Origin of the sequence: Nodosilinea sp. LEGE 07088 (assembly GCF_015207395.1) — a bacterium.
Lineage (GTDB): Bacteria > Cyanobacteriota > Cyanobacteriia > Phormidesmidales > Phormidesmidaceae > Nodosilinea.
The window spans coordinates 1-25815 of record NZ_JADEWX010000010.1 but is presented as its reverse complement, the minus strand read 5'-3'; the positions used below and the strand labels follow the sequence as shown (position 1 = coordinate 25815).

Genomic DNA, 25815 nt, shown 5'->3' with positions numbered 1-25815 from the left:
GTGCCCCTTTTGCCGATTAACGACGACTACTTTTGATCACGCCACCACCCCGACCATGATTAAATTTTTTTCTCGCTTAGTCCTCGGCGTATCCCTGGTTGTTTGGGTACTCGTGGGCCTGCCCGCGATCGCCCAGGCTCAGCCTGACCCCGCCCAACTCGCCAAAGCCGTCGAAGAAATTGAAAATTTAGATGCCATGCGGAGCAATCTTGCCGCCTATTTAAAGGATGCTCCCGAAGCGCCGACCGCAGAAACCATGAAACAAGTCTGCAAACCGGTGGGCATGAAAGCCATGCAGCTCAGTCAAGAAAACGGCTGGCAGGTGAAACAGATGGCCACAAAATACCGCAATCCGGCCCACGCCCCCGACAATCTCCACGCCAGAATGGCCCTGGCTAAGTTTGAGCAAGACCCCGACCTCACGGGTTTTTGGGAACCCGAAACCCTGGATGGCGTAACTGGGACGCGCTACTACCGCCGCATCAATGTGGAAGCGAGCTGCCTCGCCTGTCATGGGGCTCAGAACAACCGTCCGCAATTCGTTAAAGACAACTATCCCCAAGATCTCGCCTATGACTTTAACGTCGGCGATTTGCGGGGCATGTATGCGGTCTTTATTCCCGAGGTCAAACAAGCGCTAGAAGATGCCCTCTCAGGATCTTAGGAGGATAACGATGGGCAATTTCGTCCAAAAAATGGTGTCCCAGTTAGCCGCAATAGCGCTGTTAGGCGCTTGCCTTTTGAGCGTTCTGGTCTACCCCTGGCCTGCCCAAGCCGCAATTCGCCAATTGGAGGAAGCACCTGGGCAGGTGGTCTACCAGTCTCGGCAGACGGTCAGTGATCAGCACGGTAATACTTGGCAAGCGATCGCCTTCAATCGCATCCGACCCGATGGCAGCACCCGCTTTTATTTGCGGCTAGTGGGGTTTCCCGGCACGGCTGAGATCGATCGAGAGCGACCGCTCACCCTCATCACCTCCCTGGGACAATCTCTCACGGCAGCAGATGCCTCAAGCGACATCTTTACCGATGCATCGGCTCCCGAAGCCAACGTGGGCCAGTATGATTTGCAGCCCATTGTCTCTCAGCTACCAGCCGCGATTCCTTTACAGCTCAGGTTGCCAAATTTGGCCGCAGACGATGTTGTATTGCCGATCGCTCCATCTGTCATTCAGGAGTGGAAAACAACAGCGACTTATCAATAGAGTAGCCTCAAAGCTGCCATATCTCTTGAACACCAATGTGGAGTTTGACATGCAGAAACTGTTCTTGATAGCTTTCGGGATTTTATGTGTTCTAGGGCTCATCTTTCATCCCGTAGGAGCCTTAGCCGCCGATCTCCAGAATGGCGAAAAAGTGTTTGAAGCGAATTGTGCAGCTTGTCATCAAGGCGGGCTTAATGTCGTTATGCCAAACAAAACTCTAAAAAAAGAGGTTCTTGAAACCTATGGAATGGATTCAGTTGACGCAATTACGGCACAAGTAAAACAAGGTAAGAATGCCATGCCGATGTTTCAAGGAAAGTTGACCAATCAGGATGCCGAAGATGTTGCAGCTTATGTATTAAAGCAAGCTGCGCAAGGATGGAAACCATAAACCACTCGTCTTTCGAGTCTAAACCGATGGCGGCAGGAGTTGATTCTCGTCAACCTCGGTCAGCCGCGACGGTCAGGTTGGTCGCTGCAATGTAGAAACAGTAGTCTTGCTACACGGCTTTGGCGGCGGTTCCTTGGCCTACGAATGGTCAAACGTTTATTTTGACGATTGCCAACCCATTCAGGAGGGCTCAATGATGTCAGATTTCTCCTTCGATACAGAATCCGATGAAGTCTATGACGTTGTGATCATCGGTGGAGGACCCGCAGGACTTAGTGCCGCCATTTATGCTGCCCGAGCGAATCTTAAGACAGTCGTTTTAGACAAAAGTTCTACGGCAGGGGCTCTGAGCATGACCCACAAGATGGAAAATTATCCTGGCGTACCGCAGGCAATCTCAGGGAAGGAGTTGTTATCTCTTTTTCACCAACAAGCTGAAAGCTTTGGCGCACAAATTATTCAAGCCCAGGTATTTGGCGTTAATTTCGCGAAAGAACCCAAAGAAGTGATAGCAGCTGACAAAATCTACAAAAGTAAAGCTGTCATTATCGCGACGGGTTCGATGGGGCATAAGCCCCGACTCAAGGGAGAAGCTGAATTTATTGGCAAAGGCGTCAGTTATTGTGGAATTTGTGACGCTGCTTTTTATAAAGGTAAACCCGTCGCCGTCATTGGGGAACCGCCAGATGTCTTTGCCGAGCTAGAGATCATTGCCAAATACGCTAGCAAGATTTATCTCTTTCTGAAGGGTAGAGCACCGTCAGCCGAACAAATAGAAAGGGTTCATCGTATCCCTACGGTAGAAGTCATGAACCCGAAGCATTTAGTGGGTATTGTTGGCAACGAATTCGTTGAGGGTGTCACCACCCTGAATGCTGCTGGCAGTCAAGAATTGATGGATGTGGACGGAGTATTTGTCTATCTGCATGGAAACATGCCCATCGTAGATTTTCTGGGTCAGCAAATCGATATCACACCGAAGGGGTGCATTAAAGTGAACCAAGCGGATATGTCCACCTCTATAGAGGGCGTTTATGCCATTGGGGATGTGATCTGCAAAGAGATTCGGCAGGTCGTAATTGCCGCAGCTGAGGGCTGCACAGCGGCTTTGTCCGTAGACAAATACATTAATCAGCGCCAACAGCTGCGATCGCAATGGTCATGAATCGCTACCTCCTTAGCAATTCTGACGCTCACTGTTTTCACCTGAGCTGAATCCAGACTGACGGCCAGTCCTTAATTGCCAGACGACTGTAAATTTTGGGCAACGTCGAAAATAACTCGCTAAATAGCTATATAGTTATACAAAGAGTGATGAAGGATTCTGTTAAGCGCTTTGCTCAGGGCCGTTAAGCGATCAACCTCAGGTATCGCTGCCCCTTAAATTGCCAGGGACTTTGAGTGCCCATTCACGGTTCTGGTTTCTTGAGCAGGTCATCGCTCACCAATTCATCGATATTCGAGGTATTTCCCATGACTCAAGCATTAGCAACGTGCCTGCGGGAAGGCACCCAGCAGTCTCACACGCTGGCTGAAAATACAGCTTTCATGAAATGCTTTCTCAAGGGCATTGTGGAAAGAGAGCCCTTTCGTAAGCTCACGGCCGATCTCTATTACGTTTACCGCACGTTGGAAGCCGAGATGGCGCGCCATCGACACCATCCCGTGGTGAGCCCGATGCTTTTTCCGGAATTGGAGCGCACCCCCAAGTTAGAAGCCGATCTGCACTTCTACTACGGTGACCACTGGCGCGATCGCATTGCAATTTCCCTAGCAGGGCGCAACTATGTGGCTCGTCTGCAGGAAATATCTCAGACTAACCCGATGCTGCTGGTGGCCCATGCCTATGTGCGGTATATGGGTGACCTCTCCGGTGGCCAGAGCTTGCGTCACATTGCCCGGTCGGCGCTGGATCTCCCGCCCGATCAAGGCACCGGCCTCCATGAGTTTGATCAACTGCCCACGGTGGAAGCCCGCCGCCAGTGTAAGCAGCGATATCGGGATGCCCTCAATTCACTGCCCGTTAGGGACGAGCACATTCAGGCCATCGTCGCGGAGGCTAATCTGGCCTTTGCCCTCAACCGCGATATCTTTCATGAACTGGAACCCGATGTCAGAGCGGCCATTGGCGAGCATGTATTTGATTTGATTACCCGGCAAGACAAACCCGGCAGTACGGAACGGGCACCGGGTCAGACTTCCGTAGAACTGGTGGCGGCGGAATCAGCCGCTTCGTAGAAAGTTCTTGATTTTCGATTCCTCTGAACGATGGGGACGGTAACCCTCGGACGTCCCCTTTTTTGCTCCCCAATTGACGATTGCTGTATGACAACCCTGACTTCAATACCGACGTTTGATGCGGCTTTGCTCAACAAATACAACCAGCCGCTACCCCGATACACCAGCTATCCCCCCGCCACAGAACTCACGGACGGGTTCCGGGTGGCGGATTTGGAGGCAGCGATCGCGATCGGTAACTACCAGCAAACGCCGCTCTCCCTGTATTGCCATATTCCTTTTTGTGAAACTGCTTGCTACTTTTGTGGCTGCAACACCATCATCACTCAGCACCACGAGGCATCAGAGCCCTACCTCAACGCTCTCATTCAGAATATTGAGCAAGTGGCGACCCTCACCCAGGGGCGCGTCGTGAACCAGATGCACTGGGGCGGCGGCACGCCCAACTATCTCACCCTAGAGCAGGTAGAACGCCTGTGGACAGCGCTAGTCCAGCATTTCCAGTTTTCCGCAGAGGCCGAAATTTCCATTGAGGTCAATCCCCGCCAGCTCACTCGCGACTATGTGTTGGGGCTAAAACAGATCGGCTTTAATCGCATGAGCTTTGGCATTCAAGACTTTGACCCCCAGGTGCAGAGGGCTATTAACCGCATTCAACCCGAGGAAATGCTATTTCAGGGTATGGCCTGGATGCGAGAAGCGGGCTTTGACAGCATCAATGTGGATCTGATTTACGGGTTGCCTTACCAGACCGCAGCGACTTTTCGCGAGACCATCCGCAAAACTATCGCGCTCGATCCAGACCGCATCGCCCTGTTTAACTTTGCCTATGTGCCCTGGCTCAAGCCCATTCAACGGCAGCATATTGACCCCACTCAACTCCCCACCCCAGCGGAAAAACTCAACATTTTCCACCTGAGCATGGATGAACTCACCACCCACGGCTACCAATTTATCGGCATGGATCACTTTGCCAAACCTGAGGATGAACTCACCCTGGCGCAAAAAGCCGGACAACTCCATCGCAACTTCCAGGGCTATACTACCCAACCCGAGTCTGACCTGCTGGCCTTTGGCATGACGGCTATCAGTATGCTGCACGATGTTTACGTCCAGAATCACAAGCGGTTACCGGACTTTTATCGGGCGATCGCGGCCCATCAACTGCCCGTGGCGCGAGGCGTCACCCTCAGCCGTGACGACATTCTGCGGCGAGCCGTGATTATGGAGCTGATGTGCCAGTTTGAACTATCCAAAGCGGTGATCGAGGCCAAATATCACCTCAGTTTTGACCAGGATTTCGACGACTACTTTGCCTCCGAACGGCAGGCTTTGAAAAATCTGGAAGCCGATGGTCTGGTGCGCCTCACCCCCAACCACATCGAAGTCACTCCGGCAGGGCGCTTGCTGATTCGCAACGTGGCGGCGGTCTTTGACACCTATCTGCGCCAGCCCCAAAAACGCCAGTTTTCTCAATCGGTCTAACCTGCATTCAATTTCAAAGCCAACGCTATGACACCCCTTTCGACACTAAATATTGGTCAATACACCACCCGACATCCCATCATTCAAGGGGGCATGGGCATCCGGATTTCTGGAGCCAAGCTGGCCGCAGCCGTCGCCAATGCGGGGGGCATTGGCATCATCTCCGCCATGGGGTTGGGGATGCGCTCAGCTTACTTCGACCCCCATGAGCCCAGCCCCAAAAAGCGCCACGACACCTTCCTGGAAGCCAATCGCCTCGCCCTGATTGACGAATTACAAACCGCTCGTGCCCTCAGCCCCCACGGCATCATTGGGGTGAATGTGATGGTGGCCGCTCACGGTTATGAGGTTCTGGTCAAAACCGCTGCGCAACACGGAGCCAATCTTGTGATTTCGGGGGCGGGGTTGCCCCTAAAGCTGCCGGAATATACCGCTGATGCCCCCACGGTTGCCCTGCTGCCAATCGTCTCCAGTGCTCGCACGGCAAAGATTATTTGTCAGAAATGGCAGCGTCAAGGGCGCTTGCCGGATGCCATTGTGGTCGAAAATCCTAATTCTGCGGGGGGGCATTTGGGCGCTAAGGCGCAGGATTTAGACTCCCCTCACTTTGAGGCTGACCAGGTAATTCCCGAACTGATTGCTTACCTGCGCGACGAACTTCAGGAAGATATTCCCCTGATCGCGGCGGGAGGCATTTGGGATCGGGCCGACATTGACCGGGCGATCGCGCTGGGGGCCAGCGGCGTCCAAATCGGCACCCGGTTCATCACGACTGAGGAGTGTGATGCCGATCGCCGTTATAAAGACTTTCACCTCCAGGCCACCTCTGAAGATGTCGTCATTGTGTCGAGCCCAGTGGGATTGCCAGGTCGAGCCTTGCGAAATCCCTTTGTCGAAAAAGTTGCGGCAGGAGCCCTATCGAACTTCCAGGAACCTTGTTTAGTGAATTGCTTAAAGGTCTGTAAGTTTCGGGATAGTCGAGACACCTACTGCATTCTCCGCGCCCTCGATCGTGCGGCTCAGGGGGATGTGGAAACGGGGCTGATTTTTGCCGGTAGCCATGCCGGTCGAGCAGAGAAAATTCTCCCGGTCGCTGAACTGATGGCTGAATTAACCGGTGCTGAGTAAAGGAGGCGAGGAAACCACGATGGCATCTTTTAATCCCCCTGCCGAGGTCACTGAAGCTTTGGCTAAAATTCCGCCCCATCATCTCAACATCATGGGCTATGTGGATCGCTCTGAGGTGAATGGGCCGGGCGCACGCGCCGTGCTGTGGGTGCAGGGCTGTTTGCGGGCCTGTCCAGGCTGTTTTAACACCGCATCCTGGTCTTTTGAACCCAATCAGATTGTATCGATTGATGATCTGGTCGCTCGGATTACGGGCGACCCTGGCAATACCGGGGTGACCTTTTCGGGCGGCGAACCGTTCTGGCAGGCGTCTGCTTTGGCCGAGGTTGCTCGCCGGGTCAAAGCTCAGGGCCTCACGGTGATGTCATTTACTGGCTTCACACTAGAGCAACTTCAAAGCCCCTCTGCTCCGGTCGGCTCACAACACTTGTTGACTCAGTTAGACATCTTAGTCGATGGCCCCTATGTGGAATCGCTGGCCATTCATGAGCCGACGTCGCCGGTGTCTTCTAAAAATCAGCGAGTACATATCTTTAACCCCGCCCTCAAAGATCGGATTACCTGGGCCAGTGATCAAATAGAAGTACACATCCTCAAAGATGGCGGTCGTATTGTGACGGGCTATCAGGGACACCTACATTTATCTGATTGATGATCGAAAAAACATGGCAGCAGACGTTCGAACGAGAGCGACCATTAACCCTCACGAACTCCTTTTTAGAAATTTAACCTTGGAGAACTCCACCATGAAACATCACCATCACCATCGTCGCCGCGTTCGGCGCGGGCCGTCAGGCAGTTCTGACTTTAATCCTGGCGATGGATTTTTGCCAATGTCCAATAGCCAGCAACGTGCCATCCCGATCGTACCCGTAGCGCCCCGTTTCCGGCCCGATGAGCGCACCCAGCAGGCGATGCTCGCGGCTCTTGACGACGAATACAAAGCCAGAGCCTTTTATACGGTGGTCATCGAGAAGTTCGGAGAGGTCAGACCTTTTAGCAACATTGTTCAGGCAGAAGATCGTCACGCTCGGCGCTGGCAAACTCTCTTTACTCAGTACGGCTTACCGATTCCCGCCGACCCCTACGCCGGTCAGGTTGAGGCTCCCGGCACATTGGCCACGGCTTGCGAGATGGCGATCGCCTCTGAAGTCGCTAATGTCCAAATGTACGATGAGTTTCTCGAATTTGTTACCGAACCAGACCTGCGCGACACCTTTAGCCAACTGCGCGACGTTTCTCAAAATCGCCACAAACCCGCGTTTGAACACTGTGCCCGGCGTCTGGCGGGCGGCGGACGGGGATCGGCCCATCGCGGCCATCGCTAGAAAGAGACTTTTACCTTAGATGTTGACTCAAATAGGAGTAAGACCATGTCTGTTAAAGTAATTACCCGACCCTTGAAAACGGTGAATATTACGGTCGTGAGCAATGCGACCAGTCTGCATGTTCAGGGCGACAAAGTGACCAAGCTCAGCGCCATACCAGGGCAAGAAGCGGTCAATCCTGCCTCAATATCTGTTGATCTGACCGTTCAAGACCCGCAAACCTTGCCGGGAGTGCTCGCTGCGGCTGAGGCGCTAGAGCTGATGTTCAATGTAGAGGATGCCCTGGAGTTGGGGCTGTTGCTGGTGGCGATGGGGTTGGAGAATACGTCGCGCGATCGCATCTCCGCCACCCTAGATCGCCTGACCCAGCTCATCGGTGAACTGGGCTAATGCTCTAGGGCAACTCGCGCTGTTAACCCTGCTGCTCAAACTCCTCGATCGCCTCCATCACATGAGCCGCATACATCAGCGACGGACCACCCCCCATCATGACGGTCACGCCTAGCGTTTCGACGATTTCCTCCCGCGAGGCTCCCGCTTGCAGCGCCGCCCGAGTGTGAAAGGCAATGCAACCGTCGCAGTGGGTGGCCACCCCAATCGCCAGCGCGATTAGTTCCTTGGTTTTGGTATCCAGTGCCCCCGGCGTTGATGAGCTACGACTGAGTCCATAAAACGCCTTCATGACATCAGGCAGTTCTTTGGCCAACTGACCTGTGTAGCGCTTGATGTGGGTGATTTGATCAGAATAGGAAGGGAAGGGGGAATTTGCTTGAGACATGGCAGCTTTGTCAGTAAATTGCGATTAGCACACCCTCAATTCTAGAGGGGACTTTACGGTATGACGTCCGATTCAATCAGCCCTTCTGATCCACTATTGGCGGCTGCTCCACTCTCATCCACGCCCTTAGGCCGTGAGCTGCCCGCAACGGCCCTCGCTGAACCTAAAACCCTCAAAGAGCGCAGTGACTGGCTGAGCTTCCATCGGATCTGGGGGGTGCTGCCAGACGAGAGCCTAGTGGCGATCGCGGCTTCTCTACACCGGCTAACAGTGGCACCTGGCACTGATATTTATCACCAGGAACAAGCCGCGATCGGGCTTTATTTATTGAAATGGGGCAGCGTTGAAATTTATCGTCAGTCACCTGTAGGCCGCACCCACATCTGCTATCGCAGTGCAGGTGACTTATTTGGCTATGTGCCGCTGGTCGCCGCCACAGCCACCACCCCGTATCAGGCGAGTGCGATCGCGCTGACCAGCAGTGAAATTTGGTTTCTCCGGCGGGACGACCTGGAACGCCTGATTCTTCAGAATCCGGATATTCAAACACCCATTAATCGCCTGCTGGCTCAAGATGTGGCCCAGTTTGCCCAGCGGATTGCCTGGGAACAAATCCGCACCCAAGGACTCCAGCGCTACCTGCGTCCCCTTGCGGGCGAGCCGCCGCTAATGGGTCAGAGTAAAGCGGGGCGTAAGCTCGCTCAACAGGTGGAAACAGCGGTGACTACCCTAGAGGCGATCGTGTTTCAGGCCGGTTCGGGGACGGGCAAAACGTTTTGGGCGGGTTACATTCACAGCCAGTCTGGTGTGAGCAATCAGCCGTTTGCCGAACTGGACTGTGTGCAACTGCCGCGAGATGCCGCTGGCGTGGTACAACCCGAGGCGCTTTTTGGGTGTGAAGACGGCGCACCGGGTGTCCTCGAACTGCTGGAGCGCGGCACGTTGTTAATCGATAACGCCCATCTGCTGACCCGTCGCGATCGCGATCGCCTGACCGCCTATCTCAAAACGGGCACCTTTACCCGCAACCCCGCCCCATCAGCCGAGCTCCAGCTCGTTGATACCCCGCCGCCCGCCGTCAAATCGTGGGTGCGGCTGATGCTAGCCAGTCCCCAAAAACTGACGCTGGTAGAGGCTAAAACCCAGACGATTAAGCTCTTTAATCTGTCTCAACGCAAAGACGACATCCCTGATTTTGCGCAACACTTTCTCGCAAAATTTTGCCAAGAACAGGATCGCGCCCCCCTGCAACTCGACCAGAGCGATGTCCGGCGGCTGATCAGCTATGCCTATCCCGGTAACCTGAGTGAGTTGGCGGGCATTCTCAAGCGGGCGGTCACCATGACGCCCCCCGATCAGAGGCTCATTCCAGAGCAAGTCCTGTGGTCAGTGCAATCGGCCAAAAATGCGTTTCGCATCGATTTACTCACCCAATTTCCCTGGATGCGTCAGTTTTTGCTGAGCCAATGGTGGCCAGAGCGATTCTGGTTGGTCATGATGCTGGTGTTTATTCCCGTCACCGTCATGGGGTTGGTCGGGCCTCAGACGCGCGACGCCAGCATGACCCTCAACTTTTTCTGGGCCTGGTGGTGGCCGTTCTATCTGCTGCTATTCCCTTTAGTAGGAAGGCTTTGGTGTAGCGTCTGCCCGTTTATGATCACGGGGGAGTGGTTGCGAAAAGTCTCCCTCTGGATTTGGCCCCGTGAATTGTTACCCTGGCCCACGAAATGGCTGAATCGCTGGGGAGCCTGGGTTCTATTTGTCGGGTTTGGGCTGATTTACCTCTGGGAACATCTCTGGGATCTTCCCCATACCGCCTATCTTTCCGCCTGGTTGCTAATTGTTATTGCGGCCGGAGCGGTGATGGGTAGCCTTATTTATGAGCGCCGCCTTTGGTGCCGCTATCTCTGCCCCATCGGCGGGATGAATGGCATGTTCGCCAAGCTGGCGATCGTTGAGGTGCGCTCCACGCAACAGGTGTGTGGCAGTCAATGTCATACGTTTGGTTGCTACAAGGGCAGCCCCGCCACCCCCGTCACCCTTGCCAACGCCTTGCCCACAGAAGGTCAGGCCACCCATGGCTGTCCGCTCTATTCCCATCCGGCCCAGCTCAAAGATAACCGCGACTGTGTGCTGTGCATGACCTGCCTCAAAGCCTGTCCTCACCGATCAGTACAGGTCAATGTCCGCTTTCCCGCGTCCGATCTGTTGGAGAATCATCAAGCCTTTGGGGCCGAAGCCGCCCTCTTACTGCTGCTGTTTGGCGGTGTTTTTATGCACCACGACCAGCAGATTTTAGACTGGCTGGGGCTGGGGCCGCTGCCGGTGGATGCGGCCCATTTAGCGATTGGCCTGCCGGTGGTGACCGTGCTCTTGGGTGCGCCCGCCCTGCTGACCTATGCTGTCCATACCCTGGCTCGCTGGCTAGATCGAGATATGCCAGATTATCTGACGACGGTCTATGGCTACTTGCCCTTTACCTTGGCGGCTAACCTGGCCCATTACATTCCCGCCGCGATCACCGAAGCCGGGCAAATTTTACCCGTCATGGCTCACACCTTTGGCTTTAGCGGTCAAGGGCTTCCCACGCTCACGTGGAGTCCTGATGTCGCCGCCTTTCTCCAGGGCGTGACCCTCATCGCAGGCTTGCTGTTGAGCGTTTACCCGCTGTTGCGGACAACCCGGCGTCCTCTAGCCCAAAATCTTCCCCATCTCATCCTTATGGTGGGGCTAACCCTCTTCTTCTTTAAGCTGATGGTGGTTACTCCCATATCGGTGTAAGGGCATGTCACAACAGTCATTTGCAGCAAAGTATCCCCATATTGCCCGTTGGGTGGATGAACATCAGGGCTGGATTGAAATCGGGTATGCCCCAGACGGCCCCTTGACGTCGTTTGTGAGAGCGCTCGATAGGGGGGGAATGCCCTGGGAAGGACAGGATGAATACGAATCGCTGGATGAGGCATGGCGCGATTTGGACAGCAATATCGGTGTCTATTTGAAGGATCTCTATGGAGAGTGATGTCTAATGTACGACTCAATTACCCAAGCCATTGGCTGCACGCCGTTGATTAAATTGCAGCGACTGCCCCGAGAATTTGGCTGTGTCGCGACGATTGCCCTCAAGCTGGAGGGCATGAATCCCGCTGCTTCAGTCAAAGATCGGATTGCCATCAGCATGATTGAGGCCGCCGAGGCAGCTGGCTTGATTCAGCCCGGAGTCTCCACCATCGTGGAAGCCACCTCTGGGAATACCGGCATCGGACTCGCGATGGTCTGCGCCGCCAAAGGGTATCGCCTCATTCTCACCATGCCCGACAACATGAGCCAGGAGCGGCAGCAAATCTTCCGGGCCTATGGCGCAGAAATTATGTTGACCCCAGCCGCGTTGGATATGGCTGGGGCGATCGCTCGCGCCAATGAAATTCTCGCGACGGTACCCAATACCTTTTCACCGCAGCAGTTTAGTAATCCTGCTAATCCCAAAATCCATTACGAGGCGACTGGCCCCGAGATTTGGCAAGATACCCAGGGGCAACTGGACGTGCTGGTGGTGGGAGTGGGCACGGGAGGCACCCTAACGGGGGCCGGACGCTATCTCAAACAGCAAAAGCCTGACCTCAAAATCATAGCGGTCGAGCCCGCCAGCAGTGCCGTGCTCAGTGGCCAATCAGCGGGACGCCATGATATTCAGGGTATCGGAGCCGGTTTTGTTCCTGATGTCCTACGGGTGGATTTGATTGACGAAATTATCACCATTGCTGACGACACCGCCTATGAACTGGGTCGAAAATTGGCTCAGACAGAAGGGATCTTGAGCGGAATTTCAACCGGAGCTGTGCTGTCAGCGGCGTTTCAGGTCGCTCAACGCCCCATCCATCAAAATCAGTTAATTGTCGCTATTCAAGCCAGCGGCGGTGAGCGCTATCTCAGTACGCCGATGTGGGCCAACCTGGCCGTACCGCTGGTGAGCAATGCGACATAAAGGACAGAACTTAGCCAGAACAACTCACGGCCAGTCAGACACTGAACTCATGGCCTGATAGTCTTAAATCCGTCGCTGAGGTTGTAGGCGTTAAAGCCGTTTGACCGTAAAACGCGGGTGGCATAGTAAGCTCGCTGCCCAACCTGGCAATAGACCCAGATTTTCTGCTCCGGGTTCAACGCCTGTGGGCGATTGCGCAATTCAGACAACGGCAGATTCACCGCCCCATCAACAGGCCCAGCGGTAAACAAGCTAATGGCCTTCTTTACTCGCTTCCTTTCATGGCTGAATCGTTGTTTGAACCGTTCTTTCCCCAGAGGGTTGGGAAAGGTGAAAACTCTGCCGATTCTGCACTAACACAAACGTGGCCACCATCAGTAGAAAATAACCGAAGATCTTTTGCAGCTTCTGGGCCGGAACAAACTGAGCCAGATACGCCCCTGGAATGGTCCCTAGGCTAGCGACAAAAATGAAGGATATCATCAGGTGCCAGTCCAGCTCTACATGGCCCAAATAGCCCAGGAAGCCGGTAACCGAGTTGGCCATAATAATCAGCAAAGATGTGCCAATCGACTGTTTCATCGGCACTTTGGCCAGCAAGACTAACGCTGGCACAATGGCAAAACCACCCCCCACCCCCACCAGTCCGGTCAAAATACCCACGCCCAGCCCTTCACTCAATAGCCAGAGCCAGCAATATTTACAAACCGGTTTTGGATATAAGGTTAGGGGGTCGGCTGAGGGGGGATTTTGGGCACTGCGGTAAATCATAAATCCCGCCGCCAGCAGCATCACCACAGCAAACAGCAGCATTTGGAAGCTTTCGGAGACCACTGGTAGGGTGGCGATCTTGGCTCCCGTAAAGGTGCCCACCATCGTGGCTGAGCCAAACACCAGCGCCGTTTTGAGATTGACATTACCCGCCCGCCAGTGGGGAATTAACCCCAGCAGGCTGACGGTGCCGACAATCACCAGGGTCATGGCGATCGCACTCTTCGGTGACACCCCCATGACATACACCAACACGGGCAATGCCAACACTGAGCCGCCGCCACCCATCAGGCCCAAACTGAGACCAATGCCCCCCGCCATCACCAGGCCAACAATCCATTGCATTAGCCCTGACTCCGCTGGTTATAGGGCAATTTGGCCAGCAGCATCCCCATCATGCAGGTATCGCTCACCCCAGCAAACACGAGCCCAACTCCCACAAAGCCACTCAGCATTAAAAACCAGGGGGAAACAAACGCCCCTAATAGCGTCCCTAGGAACACCAAAGACCCGGCAACAATTTGCACCTGACGCATCAGACTAATCGGCGCATTCCGATTGACGACGGTTGAATAGCCCGCTTCTTTCCAGGAGGCCAATCCGCAGGAGAGGTGAGTAACCGATTCAAACCCAGCATCTAAGAGCTTTTGGGCAGCGATCGCCGAGCGATTGCCAGAACGACAATACAACACCAGTTGCGTATCCCCGAACTGGGGAATTTCGCGCAAATCAAACCGAGAGAGTGGCACCAGCATCGCGCCAGGAATATGCTCTCCCGCAAACTCGACGGGCTCACGCACATCAATAAGCGTGATGGTCTGTTGATCTAACCCCTGATTCAGGGTTTGAGCATCCATTGTGTGGAGCTGATTCAAGCGAGCAGCCTGCATGTAGAAAGTCTCCCTATGAAAATTAAAAACTCTATCTTCGACATTTACTCGGCGGATTAGGCCGCCACCATCTGCCCACAGCGTTCATTAGCAGGTACTGCCTCCATAATCTTTTTGGGGTTAGGCAAGTTCAGAGAGTCCATGAACTGCATGAACTCGGCGCGACTACGTCCAGTGAAACGAGGATTCCACCGCTTCTCTTCCCCAACCGTCGAAACGGTCTGCCCCTTATAGTCGTGGCCCGGATACACCAGGGTGTTGTCCGGCAGAGTGAATAGCCGTTTGGTAACGACGTCGTAGAGAGTCCCAGCATCACCACTCTGGAAATCGGTGCGGCCACAGCCGCGAATCAGTAGCGCATCCCCCGTCAACAAGTGGGTGCCGTTGACCAAATAAGCCATGTGGCTATCGGTATGACCAGGGGTGGCGATCGCGTCCACCGTCACGCGGCCAACCCGTAACACCTCACCGTCACCAATGAACCGATTGGCACAAGCCGCCTCGGCCTTTTCAGGCACAATTCCAACACAGCCAGTGGCCTCCCGTAGTTGGGCCGTGCCGGTGATATGGTCAGCGTGGATATGGGTTTCCAGACAGTAGTTCAGCGTTAAGCCCAATTCGTGCAATAGCTGGCGATCTCGTTCCACCTGCTCCAGCACCGGGTCAACCAAGATCGCGCCCTTAGTTTCTAGATCGGCGATTAAGTAGGTATACGTGCTGGTTTCGGGGTCAAACAATTGGCGAAATAGCATATTCACTTTACCGATAGCGACAGGGTGCAAGAACAAGGCAATTTCTTTGTCAAACTTCAACTATATTACCATATAATAATAAAATTTTAGGATACAATAAAATATAGTTAAACCGTTGTATTCCTCCCATGGCATTACCTCCCACTGTTTTGGCTCCCATTGCCGATTATTTCAAGGTTTTATCTGAACTCAGCCGCTTACAGGTGCTGTGCACGCTTAAAACCGGGGCCAAAAGTGTGACTGAGATTATTGCCGAAACGGGGCTAGGGCAGGCTAATGTTTCCAAGCATCTGAAAATTTTGGCCCAGGCGGGGCTGGTCTCTCGGACGCCCCAAGGCGTCAGCGTGTATTACGAAATTGCGGAGCCCTTCATTTTTGATTTGTGTGAGTTGGTGAGCGATCGCCTCGCTAAGCGTTTGGCGGCACAATCAGAGCAGCTAAAACAGCTTGAGGCCTGGCAGCAGACAAAAGCGGTCAGTCCCCAATAGCCCACAGCCTGCACCATGACGACTGAGCCCTCCCCGGTAAAACGATGGCTGCTGCTTCTGTCTACAGAACCCGTGGCTTACTCTCATTGGCAAACATCGCCAGGACACCCATGGGACCGTGCTGGAATACTGGCGAGTCGAAAAGGCGGATTCGGTGATTATCTTGCCGCTTCAGAATCAGCGCCTCATCTTACCGCCCCACACTTACCGCCCCGGCATGGGAAAACTGACGCTGGATTTCCAGGGGGCCGGTGCCCTGCTGACCAGCACCCTGAGCAAGCTGTAGTGGCCATTTTGCAGCGGGAACTAGGTCTGCCTCAAACCGCGATCGACCAGCTGCTGCCGTTAAGTCAGGAAGGCTGGGCGATCAACGGCTCATTTCAAATGCTCTATGGCTTTGTGGCTGATCTCAAACCTGAGCCGATGGTTCCGGCAGTCCGAATTGCCGCCACCTATCCTGCTGATGCAACGGGCATGCAGCCATTGCTGGAAGTTCTTCAGTGCCTGCAAGGCCACTTGGTCTTACGGGAATGGCAAGCCAACAGAGGGAAACTCATTAAATTAAATTACTAAAAAAGAATATGGTTGTACAATGAAATCAGCTTTTTCTGGTGCGGAATATTTGATCCATGGATGTTGCTCTAGATAGTGTGGTGCTGTCGCGCATGCAGTTCGCACTGACGGCCATTTTTCACATGCTCTGGCCTGTTTTGACGACGGGCATGGCCATCTACCTGGTAATTGTGGAAGGGCTGTGGCTAAAAACACGCAACCCTGATTACTACCGCCATGCCCGCTTCTGGTCAAAGCTTTACGTGCTCAACTTTGGCATTGGGGTCGCCTCGGGGCTGCCAATGGAGTTTCAGTTTGGCACCAATTGGGCCCCGTTCTCAGAAGCTGTAGGCGATTTCTTTGGCAGTATTCTGGGCTTTGAAGGGGCCATGGCCTTCATGCTAGAGGCGGGGTTTCTGGGCATTATGTTGTTTGGCTGGGGGCGGGTACACCCGGTGATTCACTACCTGGCGACAATTATGGTGGCCTTTGGGGCCAACCTATCGACCTTCTGGATTTTGGTGGCGAATTCCTGGTTGCAGAGCCCAACAGGGGGTGAGATGGTCAACGGCAAGTTTATTGTCAGTGACTACTTTCAGGCGATCGCTAATCCTTTTATGGTCAAGAGCGTTTCGCACATGTTTTTTGCCACCCTGGAAACATCGTTATTCGTGATTGGTGGCATCAGCGCCTGGTACATACTCAACAACCGCCAGCAGGCCTTTTTTAGCCAATCGCTAAAAATTGTATTGGCTGCCGCCGTCGCCGTTACGCCGCTGCAAATTTACATCGGTCACCTCAGTGCCGAACAGGTGGCCCACTACCAGCCTACCAAACTCGCAGCCATGGAAGCCAAATGGGAGACTAGCCCCGCCGGACAACCCGCTGACTGGAGTCTGCTGGCGATCCCTGACGAAGCCACCCAGACGAATAAATGGGAAATTACCATTCCCAACGGGTTGGGCTACATTTTGGAATTTAAGAAAAATCTGTCTGAGCCGGTGTTGGGGCTGCGGGAATGGCCCACTAGCGATCGCCCCCGCATGGTCGGGTTGATCTACTATTCTTTCCGCATCATGAGCGGCATTGGCTTCTTTTTGGCCGGGCTGATGCTGTGGAGCATTCTGCAATGGCTGCTAGGTAACCTCTCTACCGAAAAAATTGGCCAGCAAAAATGGCTACTGCGCACCTGGATTTTTGCTGCACCCTTAGGTTACATCGCGGTGGAATCCGGCTGGATTGTCCGCTGCGTGGGGCGGCAACCTTGGACCCTGTATGGGCAAATTCGCACCGCCGACGCGGCATCCCAGCTTCCCGCCAGTAATGTACTGACATCGCTGACCTTATTTGCAGTGGTGTACTCGATCCTGTTTGTCGCGACCCTGTACTTTGGCAGCCGGATCATCCGCCATGGTCCTAATCTAGAGCTACCGATCCCAGGGCTTGACAATCAACCGGCGCTGGAGACCGAACCGGCTACCTTCGTGCCCGATCAACGTCCCCTCGAAGCCCAGCAGTAGCAGTAGGTGACTGATATGGACGCATTAGTACATTTTTTGCCCCAGGTTTGGTTCGTCATTCTGGCTCTATTCCTGTTTCTTTACGTCATGCTCGATGGGTTTGACCTGGGAGTAGGCATTCTCTCGCTAACCAGCTCCGACGAAGAGCGGCGTAGTCTTTTGATGACCAGTCTAGGCAATATTTGGGATGCCAATGAAACCTGGCTGGTGCTGATGGGTGGAGCCTTGTTTGGAGCCTTTCCTTTAGCCTATGGCACCATCCTCAGCGCCCTGTATATTCCCATTTTTATGATGATATTTGGGCTGATTTTTCGGGCGGTGGCCTTTGAATTTCGGGAGCATTCCACCCGCAAGCTGCTTTGGAATTTTGCCTTTGGGGCAGGCAGTTTTCTCGCAGCTCTGGGCCAGGGTTTTGCCCTGGGGAGCGTGATTGAAGGGATTGCGGTAGATGAGGCCGGTCACTTTATCGGCTCTACCTGGGATTGGCTCGACTGGCGATCGCTTCTGGTGACCCTGACCCTGATTCAGGGCTACGTGTTGATTGGGTCTACCTATCTAATTTTAAAGACCGAAGGAGATCTGCAAAAGACCCATTTCCGTACGGCTAAAATTGCCGCGATTACAACTCTAATCGGGGCAATTTTAATCACCATTGCCACGCCTATTTTTTATCAGGCAGCGAGAAATCGTCTGTTTACCCCACCTTTGGTTTATATCTTTGCTGTGATTCCGGTACTCGGTGTAGTGCTGGTTGGGCTGCTATTACGCAGCCTGAATCGGGAAGAAGAAGCCACGCCATTTATCTGGACAATTTTGATTTTCTTGCTCACCTTTATTGGCTTGGGGCTGATTGTATTTCCCTACATTATCCCCACTCAAATTACCATCTATCAGGCAGCAGCAGCCCCCAGTGCCCTGGTATTTATGCTCACCTTTATTGGGGTACTAATTCCCATTATGCTGTTCTACAACATCTATAACTACGTTGTGTTTCGCGGCAAGGTAGCGGGCAGCACCTACGGCGAATAGGAGAGGCGGTCAGGACAACGGACCTTCTTCCTGAAGGCCGGGGAACGTCAGAATAGGACACAGAATTTTTGCGATCGCCCGCTGCCTTGATCCTGTTCAGCCGACCTATCTCACGGTCATCTATGCCTATCTGCCCTTTACCCTGACAGCCAATTGGCGGTTTCTTCAGGGGGTTACCCTTCTGTCGGCGCTGATCTTTAGCCCCTATCCGCTACTGCGCATTACCCAGCACCCCACCATCAGCAATCTTCCCCATCTGGGTTGATGGTGGGGTTGGCCGAGTTCTTTTTCCAGCTGCTCCTCCAAAGTTGATGCCTGGTAACGCTCTATCAACTCTTATGAATTGGGGCTATCTCCTCGGGGGATAGTCTTCTAGGATCAAGGTAGGAAGGGGATTTTCCCTTCAGTCGAAATACCCAAATCAGGAGGTGTGGAGATGACAAAGGATACCAGGTGTATTTTGATCTTTTTAACAATGGTACTGCTTGCTCCACTACTGTTTGGTATAGCCTATCTGCTGTGGCCAGTCAGTTATTTTGCGGCGATCGCGGTACTGTTTATTGGCTTTACGATTGACATTCTAGGAGAATTTGAAATTCTAGATCACACGTTGAGTTAGACCTAACTCTCTGCCGAACCCGTCTCTTTGAGGTAATGCTCCGCCAACGGATCTCTGGACTATGCTGATTCATCGTGACATTACCGCTGTTGTCGGTCATACCCCTTTAGTCAAGCTGCAGCGATTGCCGCCGCAGTTTGGCTGTGGCGCAGAAATTGTGTTGAAACTGGAGGGGATGAATCCAGCCAAGTCGGTGAAAGACCGAATTGCCATCAGCATGATCCTGGAGGCGGAAGAGGCTGGTTTGATTCAGTCTGGGGTTGCAACCATCGTGGCGGTCTATGCTGGGCTACACCTGGGGCAGCGCGATCGCTACCGCAACCAACGCATTGTGATCATCCAACCCAGTGGGGGGAGCGCTACCTCAGCCCGGCCATGTGACATGGGGTGCATCCTGACGATTCGCTAGCAGTGCCGCCTGTGGCTCTGAATCATTAGCCCTAACCCTTGGATAGCCATGCCGCCTGATGCGCAACCCCCCTGGCGGGTTCAAGACCGCTTTCTAGAACTCCACACTCGCTGGATGACGCTGATCGGCGAACACTGGCTAGATGCCCAGGGGCAACAGCTAGAATACTGGCGCATTGAGAAGGCCGACTCCGTTATTGTGTTGCCCATTCAACGGGATCCCCTGGGCCAGTCTCACATTTTGCTACCCCCCGCCAGCTTTCGGCCTGGGGTAGGGCAGGTGACGCTAGATTTTCCCGGCGGGCGGTGCTTGGCGGGGCAAACGCCAGAGGAGGCTGCGATCGCGATTCTCCACCGAGAGCTAGGCCTAGAGGCAACCGCGATCGCTCAGCTTACGCTCCTCAACCCTGATGGGTGGGCGGTCAATAGCTCCTTCTCAAACCAAAAACTCTATGGGTTTATCGCCTACCTTGAGGAGGGCATCTCGAAGTCGCCGGAATTGATGGCAATCAACTATCCTGCGACTGTAACTGGCGTGTGCCAATTACTCGACGAGTTGACTTGCTTGCAATGTCGCGCCGTTCTTTTAGAGTGGCGCGCTTGCTTAGAGAACGGATTGCAATTATGAGGATGGCCGGTCGATGGGCTAGTTGGTTCTGTCGTAAAAACAGAGGAGTGGTAGTGTTCTGATGCGTCGGCATCTGCTGCCATGGGCTCAGACTGCTTCCATTCGTCACCAATATGCTGGATTGTCTAATGCCTGCACGCATGAACAGAGGCCAGGTACTGCCTCTATTGAATCATCTGTGAGTGATTGCCCCAGCCATCCCTCAGGTTGCGAAAGTTCAAGCGGTGCTGCGATCACATCCTGCGAAAGCGGTTGGAACCCAACTTTGGAGTAGAAGGTTGGATCACCATAGGTGGTCACGAATCTGACACCGCTTTTCTGCATTTCCTGAAGACCGTGGGTGATCAATGCCTGACCGATGCCCATGCCTTGATGATCACTGTGGACGGCAACCGGAGCCAAGATAAATACGTCGATATCCCTTTTCTCGAAGGTTAATCGACTAAAGAATATAGCCCCAACAATTTGTTTCCTATCAACAGCTACAAATCCATATAAATCCTGACTATCGGTACTCGAAATCAAGTCATTTGCCAGATTGCCGATCAAAACCCCTTCCTTTTCTCCTTCAGATCTGGTGAATACCGAAATAAAAAGACCTTCTATCGCTGATGCATCACTTGGTTCATGAGGTCTGAATTCCATCATTATTCCTTGAAAGGGTATGACACACATCAGGTTCTAAATAGCGGCATCGACTTGAGCTAGACGGTGAGTCTGGGGGTGGAGGATTTGGCTGTCGCGAATCACGCCGATGCAGTCGTTGAGGCTGCCATGAAGTAAGCTATCGAGCAATTGCTAATATCTCGAAAAATGAACCACACTCATTAGAGTGGGATGGGAAAGCACTATACCACTCTCAACCATAGCGAATTACCTAGGCTTAGAGAGTGACAGTGGGAACCGCCGCTCTTGGCCCCATAAGTAGAATGTCGTTCTTCATCGTTTGATCGGCAAAATTCGCAATTGTCTGCCTTCATCGTTTGATCGGCAAAATTCGCAATTGTCTGCCAGTCCTCTGAAGTAAAAATCTGAGCGAGCAGAGAGACTGCTTCAGCACGAACCACCTTCTGTTCGTTGGGTGACACCTGCTCTCCCTCTGCCAACAGCGCCTCAATCCAGGCCGTTTGCTCGGGGGTGAGATGCCTCAGGTGACCATATAAGCATATTTGCGCCTCCATGTAGACAGATTCTAGACTCCGCCCAAGCTGCCACGACTCTAACCACCCCTTCAGCTCCGGTAACAAAATGGATAGCACTCGCACAGTCCACCGCAGCCGCTGCAGAGCTTCTGGCGAAGCATTCTTGAGTAACTCCACATACGGCTGTAGACCCAGACCCGCCTCAACCGTCCCTTCCTCACTGGCGTGATCGGCATCGGCTTCCCGAACCCAAGCCTCGTCATTGAGCAAGTCCATCAGGTTGCCCGTTTTTCTCAGTTGCTCAGCCAGGATGGCATCATTCATAAACTGTGAGGACGTTGTGAACCGAGTAGTATGGTAACCCCCAACTATTCTTCCAACTCGCTAGGGTCGATACCCAGTTCCCGTAATTTTTCCATAGCCCGATCTAATTTGCGCTGGGTCTGGTTCCGCTCCTGGTATAGCTCCTCAGGGTCTTTGAAGCGCTCGCCATTGGGATAGAACAGCGCCAGGCCATCCTCAAACATGTCAAATGTGACCCCTAGCGCCGGGGAGGTCCAGGGCAAATTGAGGCGGGTGAGTAGCACGAGCCGTTCATCTGGGGCCTGTCGAGTCAGCCCCCAAAACTCAAAATTGTCGGGGTCGTAAAAGAACATTTCCAGCACCCCGTACCGGTCATAAAACGCCTGCTTCTGAGAAATCTCAGTGGCTGAGTTACTGGGAGAGATAATCTCAAAAACCACCTGGGGCGGGATGTTGTCCTCTTTCCACTGCTTGTAGCTACTACGGTCACCATCGGGACGACCCAGCACCACCATGGCATCGGGAGCCTGGGAGGGAACGGGGGGAGCATCCACCTGAACCGGATACCAGAGTAAATCCCCTGCGACAAAAGCCGTTTGGCCTTGTAAGAGGTTTCTCAGATTGCTGACCAACCGCACAATCCAACGGTATTGCTTCGTGTTATCAGCCATGGGCTGACCATCGGAGTCGGGATAGAGATCCGTGGTTACCGTTGCTTGAGTCATGGTCAGGTGGCCCCATCATCATATGGCTAGCGAACAAGGTGCTGGGCTCTTTGAGCTACCTCTCGTCTGAGTTGTTGAGGCACTCGATCGTACTCAGGCGGCATTGACGCTTGATGAACGAGTTCCGCTAAGACCTCTAACAACTGAACCATGACCTCCAAGCTTGTTCTGAGGCAGATGCTCAATCAGGGAAATCGCTCGTTGCCGAATATCCATAGAAGACATGACGAAAGGTTTTAGGCAAGCTTGCGTCAATTGTAGCAGTGGGCAGGTGTGGCGCAGCTTGAAGGCAGTTGGACAAGCCCCTATCTGGTAGGTGATCGTCAGCACACCAGAGATGCGGTCGTAGGAACTCTTAACCATGTCCAAATCGGGGTAAGTTTGGGGTAACGCTAAATTCATGGCCTTGAGACCCTTGCCATACATGAAGTGATTCACAGCTTCCCAAGCCGACGTTCTATGTCACGCTTTTGTAGCTCTTTCCATTTGATCAAGGGTGAGACCACGACATCCTCACCACACCACTGTGTTTGATCCATCTCTACCCAGCACCTGCTTACTCCCAAGAGCAATGGAGAGATGTTCGTTTGAAAGCGATGGGAGTGTCGCTCTTGCATCACAGCTGAGTAATCGCTGATGGGATAACCCGTTGCACGTTGGTGAAGGTTGAGGACGGTACTGGCGCTAGAACCGATACCAGAGTCGAATCGTAAGCGGCAACCTCTCATTGCTGCCGTTGGAAGGACAATTGAAAATATACCTTCACACATCGATTGAGCTTTGGCTAAGCAGAGCTACCTTAGGAGAAGCCCTTTAAATTTTGGCTACCATAGCCATTGGCAGCCGGGTTAGGACGTACTCTCAAGTCGTCTAAGGGTGATGGCTATACGCGGTTTGCTGCCCCAGTATTGGCCACTGGCGCTCAGGGAAATCCGGCCTTTAGTGAAACGGCGTTTCTAAATTTTGACCTTTGAGCAGCAATCAACCGAGATCGCCCGGTTATCCCTACACCAGTCCCAGCGGTACCAGGCCATCCCGACGCTGTCTGTTCTGTGGGGAAAAGTCATTGCCGCTCGTCAGTTGTGGATCCTGTGGTCAGATCAAACCCATCGACCGACTGGCGTTGGGGCTTATACCTCGATCGCAGCACTCTTAGAAACCTGGCTCACCGCAATTACCCACCACAACGACCTGCGATCAAGGATTCTGCAAAGCCTTGCCGCTCTGACCCATCGCCCCGAAGCGGAATTGACCGCCTTCTTAGCCAGTACCAGCGACTACCAGCGTCAGCTGTTTTGGCAGCAGCTAGCGCCCCTTTCAGAGGATGCCGATCAGCTCCGAGCCATCCTCACCTGGCTCCCTGACTCTCCAGGCCTAGAGCCACAAACCAAGCATTTAGCGTCTGAGGACTTGTCTACGGTGTTGGCAAGCTTTGCTGCTGTAGCGCGGCTATTTCCGCCGTCTGTGGTGCCGGGGCTATTGGTGCTGCTGCCTGAGGATTACCAGGGCAAGGCTGCCCTCCCCGCCCTCGCCCAGTTGGTAGAGGCGGTGCCGCAGATTCCGGTGGCCCTGGCGGTAACCGCAGCCCAGGGCCAAGGCTTACTGAATGAGCTGCCCGAATCGAGAGCTAAGGCGATGTTACGCGGTGGCCTAATCGATGTCCCCTCTCCCGAACCGGGCAACATTAGGCAGTGGTTGAACGATCACGGCCTTGACGACGAGCAGCTTCAGCCCCTGCTTCAACTGGCCGAAACGCACGGCACTACCCCAGAAGCATTGGATGCGGCACTGACTCTCCTTAATCAGGCTCACCAGCCCGATACAGCAGAGGCAGCTGAGGTTTATCGCAGTCAGGCGGAGTGGTTTTTGTTTCAGTATCTAGAGGCCAAACCGACGACCATGGGGCGATTTCAGGTGAATGCGCGGTTAGACATCGACTTTGGCGGTCGCCCAATGGAAGTGGATTTTCTAGACGCAGCGGCCAAAATTGTGATCGAATTGGATGGCCACTATCACTTCCAGTCCCTCGATAACTACCGCCGCGATCGCCGCAAAGATCGGCTTTTGCAGCAGCAGGGGTTTCTGATCCTGCGCTTTCTCTCAGAAGATGTGGTCAGCGACCTCGAAGGCATTCTCGATGCCGTTGATCAAGCTCTCACGACCCGCCCCCCGGCAATCCCCCACCCTTCGGAGGCATGATGCTTTCACTGCAACCCATTCCCCTATCAGACCTGCTCTTGAGCCGCCTACTCTTCGCCGATACAAAGGGTATGACCATCAGCGAGTTGAAAGCTGCCCTCAAGGCGATCGCTGGCAGCGAGCTATCGAACACCGCCTATACAGAGCAAATCGAAACCACCCTCACCAACCTCAGCGAGCAAGACTACACCCAGCCTGTCAGCTCGTCCCGCCACCAACTGAGCGGTCGCGGGCGTCAGCACATCCTCGACGGCCTCAGACTCAAGACCCTGCCCCCTCGACTCCAGTGGAAAACCCTAAAGAATACCGACTGGATCGCCTACGCCCTCAACCTTCCCGCCCTTTCAACCGAGACCCGTAGACGGTTAGCGGAGGCCGACGGCCTGCGAGCGGCCATTCTCCAGCAGGGCTTTGACCTTCCCATTGCCCCCTTCGGCACCCTCACCCAGGCTCGCAATGTCTTACTGTGGCAGCGCCTGTGTAATCCCCAAACTGCGGAAAACCTCCAGAACCAAATGCCCGACCTGCAACAGCAGGCGTTTAACCAGGGCACCGTCATGGCCGCACTGCTGAATGATTTGCTTCAAGCTCCCAAACCCCTGCCTTGGGACAAGGCGCTGTCGCAGCTGGTGGCCAAGGTCGCCCAGGCCAAGCGCACCACCCCCGATGAACTGCGCACCGCGATTTTGCGTCAGGCTGTGACCAGCGCCGCGCTGCCACCCCCAAAGACTAATGCCTCCCATAGCGCCCCCATAGCTGCCCTATCCGATGAAGCGTTCGCTGAGCTTACTCTCAATGCAGCCAAAGCAACTCAAGATGGCCGGTTAGGAGATTCCAAAGTATTTATCTCTCGGGTCTGGGCAACCTTACAGCAACAGCGCTCAGACCTAACGCTTACCCTGGAAGACTTCAAACAGCGTTTGGTAACCGCTAATCAGCAGCGAAGGCTCGATTTAAGTCGGGCTGACCTGGCCTATGCTCTGGACGCCAACGATGTATCGGCCTCCGAAATTAATCATCTAAACAGTACGTTCCACTTTATCCGTCTTGACTAAAGCCAATATCTATGAGTACTGACCCGAGATTTGACGCCTTTTGTTCTCACCAGGGGCTTGATGTTTTTCCTTAACGGGTGACAACGTACCTAAAGAGCTTGCTGCATCAGGGATAGAGCATAGAGACCACGCTGAAAATAGCGATGTTTATGGGGTTTGAGCGCTATCAGTTGGAGTGCCCAGTCGGTCCATAACT

Annotated in this window: 31 protein-coding genes and 1 pseudogene; 23 read left to right on the top strand and 9 right to left on the bottom strand. The window is 53.7% G+C overall.

Annotated features, from left to right (window positions below; all coding sequences use genetic code 11):
• Window positions 1–55: 55 nt before the first annotated feature.
• The 10 genes from IQ254_RS04400 (at window position 56) to IQ254_RS04355 (ending at window position 8165) form a co-directional block, all read left to right on the top strand.
• Window positions 56–664, top strand: a complete 609-nt coding sequence (locus IQ254_RS04400) for a DUF3365 domain-containing protein (RefSeq protein WP_193964823.1) — start codon at window positions 56–58, stop codon at window positions 662–664.
• 10 nt (window positions 665–674) lie between these two features.
• Window positions 675–1205 carry a DUF3122 domain-containing protein gene (locus IQ254_RS04395; protein ID WP_193964821.1) on the top strand — a complete coding sequence of 177 codons (531 nt, stop codon included), beginning with the start codon at window positions 675–677 and terminating at the stop codon, window positions 1203–1205.
• Between the two features lie 49 nt (window positions 1206–1254).
• Complete coding sequence (petJ, locus tag IQ254_RS04390) at window positions 1255–1596, top strand: cytochrome c6 PetJ (protein ID WP_193964819.1); 342 nt, start codon at window positions 1255–1257, stop codon at window positions 1594–1596.
• Between the two features lie 193 nt (window positions 1597–1789).
• On the top strand, window positions 1790–2761 hold the full coding sequence (locus IQ254_RS04385; protein WP_193964942.1) for an NAD(P)/FAD-dependent oxidoreductase: 972 nt from the start codon (window positions 1790–1792) through the stop codon (window positions 2759–2761).
• 308 nt (window positions 2762–3069) lie between these two features.
• Window positions 3070–3834 carry a heme oxygenase (biliverdin-producing) gene (locus IQ254_RS04380; protein ID WP_193964816.1) on the top strand — a complete coding sequence of 255 codons (765 nt, stop codon included), beginning with the start codon at window positions 3070–3072 and terminating at the stop codon, window positions 3832–3834.
• 87 nt (window positions 3835–3921) lie between these two features.
• Window positions 3922–5319 carry an oxygen-independent coproporphyrinogen III oxidase gene (hemN, locus tag IQ254_RS04375; protein WP_193964814.1) on the top strand — a complete coding sequence of 466 codons (1398 nt, stop codon included), beginning with the start codon at window positions 3922–3924 and terminating at the stop codon, window positions 5317–5319.
• Window positions 5320–5346: 27 nt separating this feature from the next.
• Entirely contained in the window at window positions 5347–6447 is a 1101-nt protein-coding gene (locus tag IQ254_RS04370; protein ID WP_193964812.1) for a nitronate monooxygenase family protein, read from the top strand.
• A 19-nt stretch (window positions 6448–6466) separates the two neighbouring features.
• Complete coding sequence (locus tag IQ254_RS04365; RefSeq protein ID WP_193964811.1) at window positions 6467–7099, top strand: 4Fe-4S single cluster domain-containing protein; 633 nt, start codon at window positions 6467–6469, stop codon at window positions 7097–7099.
• A gap of 181 nt (window positions 7100–7280) precedes the next feature.
• A complete protein-coding gene (locus IQ254_RS04360) occupies window positions 7281–7775 on the top strand; it encodes a DUF2202 domain-containing protein (protein ID WP_193964932.1) in 495 nt (164 codons plus the stop codon).
• Window positions 7776–7820: 45 nt separating this feature from the next.
• Entirely contained in the window at window positions 7821–8165 is a 345-nt protein-coding gene (locus IQ254_RS04355) for a hypothetical protein (RefSeq protein ID WP_193964809.1), read from the top strand.
• Between the two features lie 22 nt (window positions 8166–8187).
• On the opposite strand, the gene IQ254_RS04350 is transcribed toward IQ254_RS04355, so the two are convergent.
• Window positions 8188–8553 carry a carboxymuconolactone decarboxylase family protein gene (locus IQ254_RS04350; protein ID WP_228040138.1) on the bottom strand — a complete coding sequence of 122 codons (366 nt, stop codon included), beginning with the start codon at window positions 8551–8553 and terminating at the stop codon, window positions 8188–8190.
• A gap of 60 nt (window positions 8554–8613) precedes the next feature.
• On the opposite strand from IQ254_RS04350, the gene IQ254_RS04345 reads away from it, so the two are divergent.
• Genes IQ254_RS04345 through cysK form a run of 3 tightly spaced genes read left to right on the top strand, consistent with a single transcriptional unit; the run spans window position 8614 to window position 12538 of the window.
• A complete protein-coding gene (locus IQ254_RS04345) occupies window positions 8614–11334 on the top strand; it encodes a cyclic nucleotide-binding domain-containing protein (protein ID WP_193964807.1) in 2721 nt (906 codons plus the stop codon).
• A gap of 4 nt (window positions 11335–11338) precedes the next feature.
• Window positions 11339–11575, top strand: a complete 237-nt coding sequence (locus tag IQ254_RS04340; RefSeq protein ID WP_193964805.1) for a hypothetical protein — start codon at window positions 11339–11341, stop codon at window positions 11573–11575.
• 6 nt (window positions 11576–11581) lie between these two features.
• Window positions 11582–12538 carry a cysteine synthase A gene (cysK, locus tag IQ254_RS04335; RefSeq protein WP_193964803.1) on the top strand — a complete coding sequence of 319 codons (957 nt, stop codon included), beginning with the start codon at window positions 11582–11584 and terminating at the stop codon, window positions 12536–12538.
• 47 nt (window positions 12539–12585) lie between these two features.
• On the opposite strand, the gene IQ254_RS04330 is transcribed toward cysK, so the two are convergent.
• Genes IQ254_RS04330 through IQ254_RS04315 form a run of 4 tightly spaced genes read right to left on the bottom strand, consistent with a single transcriptional unit; the run spans window position 12586 to window position 14951 of the window.
• The gene (locus IQ254_RS04330) at window positions 12586–12789 is read right to left on the bottom strand and encodes a rhodanese-like domain-containing protein (protein ID WP_369011287.1); all 204 of its coding nucleotides are present in this window, start codon (window positions 12787–12789) and stop codon (window positions 12586–12588) included.
• Between the two features lie 28 nt (window positions 12790–12817).
• A complete protein-coding gene (locus tag IQ254_RS04325) occupies window positions 12818–13654 on the bottom strand; it encodes a sulfite exporter TauE/SafE family protein (RefSeq protein ID WP_193964802.1) in 837 nt (278 codons plus the stop codon).
• Window positions 13654–14199, bottom strand: coding sequence for a rhodanese-like domain-containing protein (locus IQ254_RS04320; RefSeq protein ID WP_193964801.1), 546 nt, complete (start codon window positions 14197–14199; stop codon window positions 13654–13656). The genes IQ254_RS04325 and IQ254_RS04320 overlap by 1 nt, the downstream gene beginning before the upstream one ends.
• Window positions 14200–14255: 56 nt before the next feature.
• Complete coding sequence (locus tag IQ254_RS04315) at window positions 14256–14951, bottom strand: MBL fold metallo-hydrolase (protein WP_193964800.1); 696 nt, start codon at window positions 14949–14951, stop codon at window positions 14256–14258.
• Window positions 14952–15079: 128 nt separating this feature from the next.
• On the opposite strand from IQ254_RS04315, the gene IQ254_RS04310 reads away from it, so the two are divergent.
• The 8 genes and pseudogenes from IQ254_RS04310 (at window position 15080) to IQ254_RS04280 (ending at window position 20195) form a co-directional block, all read left to right on the top strand.
• Window positions 15080–15439: a helix-turn-helix transcriptional regulator gene (locus IQ254_RS04310; protein ID WP_193964799.1), complete on the top strand. Its 360-nt coding sequence runs from the start codon at window positions 15080–15082 to the stop codon at window positions 15437–15439.
• Window positions 15440–15557: 118 nt separating this feature from the next.
• A complete protein-coding gene (locus tag IQ254_RS33040) occupies window positions 15558–15725 on the top strand; it encodes a hypothetical protein (RefSeq protein ID WP_228040136.1) in 168 nt (55 codons plus the stop codon).
• Window positions 15725–16012 (top strand): hypothetical protein, encoded by a 288-nt coding sequence (locus tag IQ254_RS33035; RefSeq protein WP_228040134.1) that lies wholly within the window; start codon window positions 15725–15727, stop codon window positions 16010–16012. Before IQ254_RS33040 ends, IQ254_RS33035 begins: the two co-directional genes overlap by 1 nt.
• Before the next feature lie 56 nt (window positions 16013–16068).
• Complete coding sequence (locus IQ254_RS04300) at window positions 16069–17511, top strand: cytochrome ubiquinol oxidase subunit I (RefSeq protein ID WP_193964797.1); 1443 nt, start codon at window positions 16069–16071, stop codon at window positions 17509–17511.
• 15 nt (window positions 17512–17526) lie between these two features.
• Entirely contained in the window at window positions 17527–18540 is a 1014-nt protein-coding gene (gene cydB, locus IQ254_RS04295) for a cytochrome d ubiquinol oxidase subunit II (RefSeq protein ID WP_193964795.1), read from the top strand.
• Window positions 18541–19015: 475 nt separating this feature from the next.
• Window positions 19016–19159 (top strand): hypothetical protein, encoded by a 144-nt coding sequence (locus IQ254_RS04290; RefSeq protein WP_193964793.1) that lies wholly within the window; start codon window positions 19016–19018, stop codon window positions 19157–19159.
• A 61-nt stretch (window positions 19160–19220) separates the two neighbouring features.
• A pseudogene (locus IQ254_RS33445) lies at window positions 19221–19433 on the top strand (pyridoxal-phosphate dependent enzyme); the annotation flags it as partial.
• A 183-nt stretch (window positions 19434–19616) separates the two neighbouring features.
• Window positions 19617–20195, top strand: a complete 579-nt coding sequence (locus IQ254_RS04280; protein WP_193964791.1) for an NUDIX domain-containing protein — start codon at window positions 19617–19619, stop codon at window positions 20193–20195.
• 105 nt (window positions 20196–20300) lie between these two features.
• Here the strand turns inward: IQ254_RS04280 and IQ254_RS04275 are convergent, their stop codons facing one another.
• The 4 genes from IQ254_RS04275 to IQ254_RS04260 form a co-directional block, all read right to left on the bottom strand.
• Window positions 20301–20843 carry a GNAT family N-acetyltransferase gene (locus tag IQ254_RS04275; RefSeq protein ID WP_228040133.1) on the bottom strand — a complete coding sequence of 181 codons (543 nt, stop codon included), beginning with the start codon at window positions 20841–20843 and terminating at the stop codon, window positions 20301–20303.
• Between the two features lie 200 nt (window positions 20844–21043).
• Window positions 21044–21661 (bottom strand): hypothetical protein, encoded by a 618-nt coding sequence (locus IQ254_RS04270; protein ID WP_193964787.1) that lies wholly within the window; start codon window positions 21659–21661, stop codon window positions 21044–21046.
• A 44-nt stretch (window positions 21662–21705) separates the two neighbouring features.
• Window positions 21706–22365, bottom strand: coding sequence for a Uma2 family endonuclease (locus IQ254_RS04265; protein ID WP_193964785.1), 660 nt, complete (start codon window positions 22363–22365; stop codon window positions 21706–21708).
• A gap of 93 nt (window positions 22366–22458) precedes the next feature.
• The gene (locus IQ254_RS04260; protein WP_228040132.1) at window positions 22459–22767 is read right to left on the bottom strand and encodes a hypothetical protein; all 309 of its coding nucleotides are present in this window, start codon (window positions 22765–22767) and stop codon (window positions 22459–22461) included.
• Window positions 22768–23328: 561 nt separating this feature from the next.
• On the opposite strand from IQ254_RS04260, the gene IQ254_RS04255 reads away from it, so the two are divergent.
• Together IQ254_RS04255 and IQ254_RS04250 are read left to right on the top strand one after the other, a co-directional pair.
• Complete coding sequence (locus IQ254_RS04255; RefSeq protein ID WP_193964781.1) at window positions 23329–24564, top strand: DUF559 domain-containing protein; 1236 nt, start codon at window positions 23329–23331, stop codon at window positions 24562–24564.
• A complete protein-coding gene (locus IQ254_RS04250) occupies window positions 24561–25619 on the top strand; it encodes a hypothetical protein (protein WP_228040130.1) in 1059 nt (352 codons plus the stop codon). Before IQ254_RS04255 ends, IQ254_RS04250 begins: the two co-directional genes overlap by 4 nt.
• Window positions 25620–25815 lie beyond the last annotated feature (196 nt).

Bases quoted from the DNA above. Each gene is read 5' to 3' on its own strand.
- IQ254_RS04400 (WP_193964823.1), top strand. From the start codon at position 56: ATGATTAAATTTTTTTCTCGCTTAGTCCTCGGCGTATCCCTGGTTGTT.
- IQ254_RS04325 (WP_193964802.1), bottom strand. From the start codon at position 13,654: ATGCAATGGATTGTTGGCCTGGTGATGGCGGGGGGCATTGGTCTCAGT.
- IQ254_RS04380 (WP_193964816.1), top strand. From the start codon at position 3,070: ATGACTCAAGCATTAGCAACGTGCCTGCGGGAAGGCACCCAGCAGTCT.
- IQ254_RS04350 (WP_228040138.1), bottom strand. From the start codon at position 8,553: ATGTCTCAAGCAAATTCCCCCTTCCCTTCCTATTCTGATCAAATCACC.
- IQ254_RS04370 (WP_193964812.1), top strand. From the start codon at position 5,347: ATGACACCCCTTTCGACACTAAATATTGGTCAATACACCACCCGACAT.
- IQ254_RS04355 (WP_193964809.1), top strand. From the start codon at position 7,821: ATGTCTGTTAAAGTAATTACCCGACCCTTGAAAACGGTGAATATTACG.
- cydB (WP_193964795.1), top strand. From the start codon at position 17,527: ATGGACGCATTAGTACATTTTTTGCCCCAGGTTTGGTTCGTCATTCTG.
- cysK (WP_193964803.1), top strand. From the start codon at position 11,582: ATGTACGACTCAATTACCCAAGCCATTGGCTGCACGCCGTTGATTAAA.
- IQ254_RS04395 (WP_193964821.1), top strand. From the start codon at position 675: ATGGGCAATTTCGTCCAAAAAATGGTGTCCCAGTTAGCCGCAATAGCG.
- IQ254_RS04315 (WP_193964800.1), bottom strand. From the start codon at position 14,951: ATGCTATTTCGCCAATTGTTTGACCCCGAAACCAGCACGTATACCTAC.
- petJ (WP_193964819.1), top strand. From the start codon at position 1,255: ATGCAGAAACTGTTCTTGATAGCTTTCGGGATTTTATGTGTTCTAGGG.
- IQ254_RS04265 (WP_193964785.1), bottom strand. From the start codon at position 22,365: ATGACTCAAGCAACGGTAACCACGGATCTCTATCCCGACTCCGATGGT.
- hemN (WP_193964814.1), top strand. From the start codon at position 3,922: ATGACAACCCTGACTTCAATACCGACGTTTGATGCGGCTTTGCTCAAC.
- IQ254_RS04320 (WP_193964801.1), bottom strand. From the start codon at position 14,199: ATGCAGGCTGCTCGCTTGAATCAGCTCCACACAATGGATGCTCAAACC.
- IQ254_RS04270 (WP_193964787.1), bottom strand. From the start codon at position 21,661: ATGAATGATGCCATCCTGGCTGAGCAACTGAGAAAAACGGGCAACCTG.
- IQ254_RS04300 (WP_193964797.1), top strand. From the start codon at position 16,069: ATGGATGTTGCTCTAGATAGTGTGGTGCTGTCGCGCATGCAGTTCGCA.
- IQ254_RS04310 (WP_193964799.1), top strand. From the start codon at position 15,080: ATGGCATTACCTCCCACTGTTTTGGCTCCCATTGCCGATTATTTCAAG.
- IQ254_RS04340 (WP_193964805.1), top strand. From the start codon at position 11,339: ATGTCACAACAGTCATTTGCAGCAAAGTATCCCCATATTGCCCGTTGG.
- IQ254_RS04290 (WP_193964793.1), top strand. From the start codon at position 19,016: ATGGTACTGCTTGCTCCACTACTGTTTGGTATAGCCTATCTGCTGTGG.
- IQ254_RS04365 (WP_193964811.1), top strand. From the start codon at position 6,467: ATGGCATCTTTTAATCCCCCTGCCGAGGTCACTGAAGCTTTGGCTAAA.
- IQ254_RS04360 (WP_193964932.1), top strand. From the start codon at position 7,281: ATGTCCAATAGCCAGCAACGTGCCATCCCGATCGTACCCGTAGCGCCC.
- IQ254_RS04260 (WP_228040132.1), bottom strand. From the start codon at position 22,767: ATGAATTTAGCGTTACCCCAAACTTACCCCGATTTGGACATGGTTAAG.
- IQ254_RS04345 (WP_193964807.1), top strand. From the start codon at position 8,614: ATGACGTCCGATTCAATCAGCCCTTCTGATCCACTATTGGCGGCTGCT.
- IQ254_RS04275 (WP_228040133.1), bottom strand. From the start codon at position 20,843: ATGATGGAATTCAGACCTCATGAACCAAGTGATGCATCAGCGATAGAA.
- IQ254_RS04385 (WP_193964942.1), top strand. From the start codon at position 1,790: ATGATGTCAGATTTCTCCTTCGATACAGAATCCGATGAAGTCTATGAC.
- IQ254_RS04280 (WP_193964791.1), top strand. From the start codon at position 19,617: ATGCCGCCTGATGCGCAACCCCCCTGGCGGGTTCAAGACCGCTTTCTA.
- IQ254_RS04250 (WP_228040130.1), top strand. From the start codon at position 24,561: ATGATGCTTTCACTGCAACCCATTCCCCTATCAGACCTGCTCTTGAGC.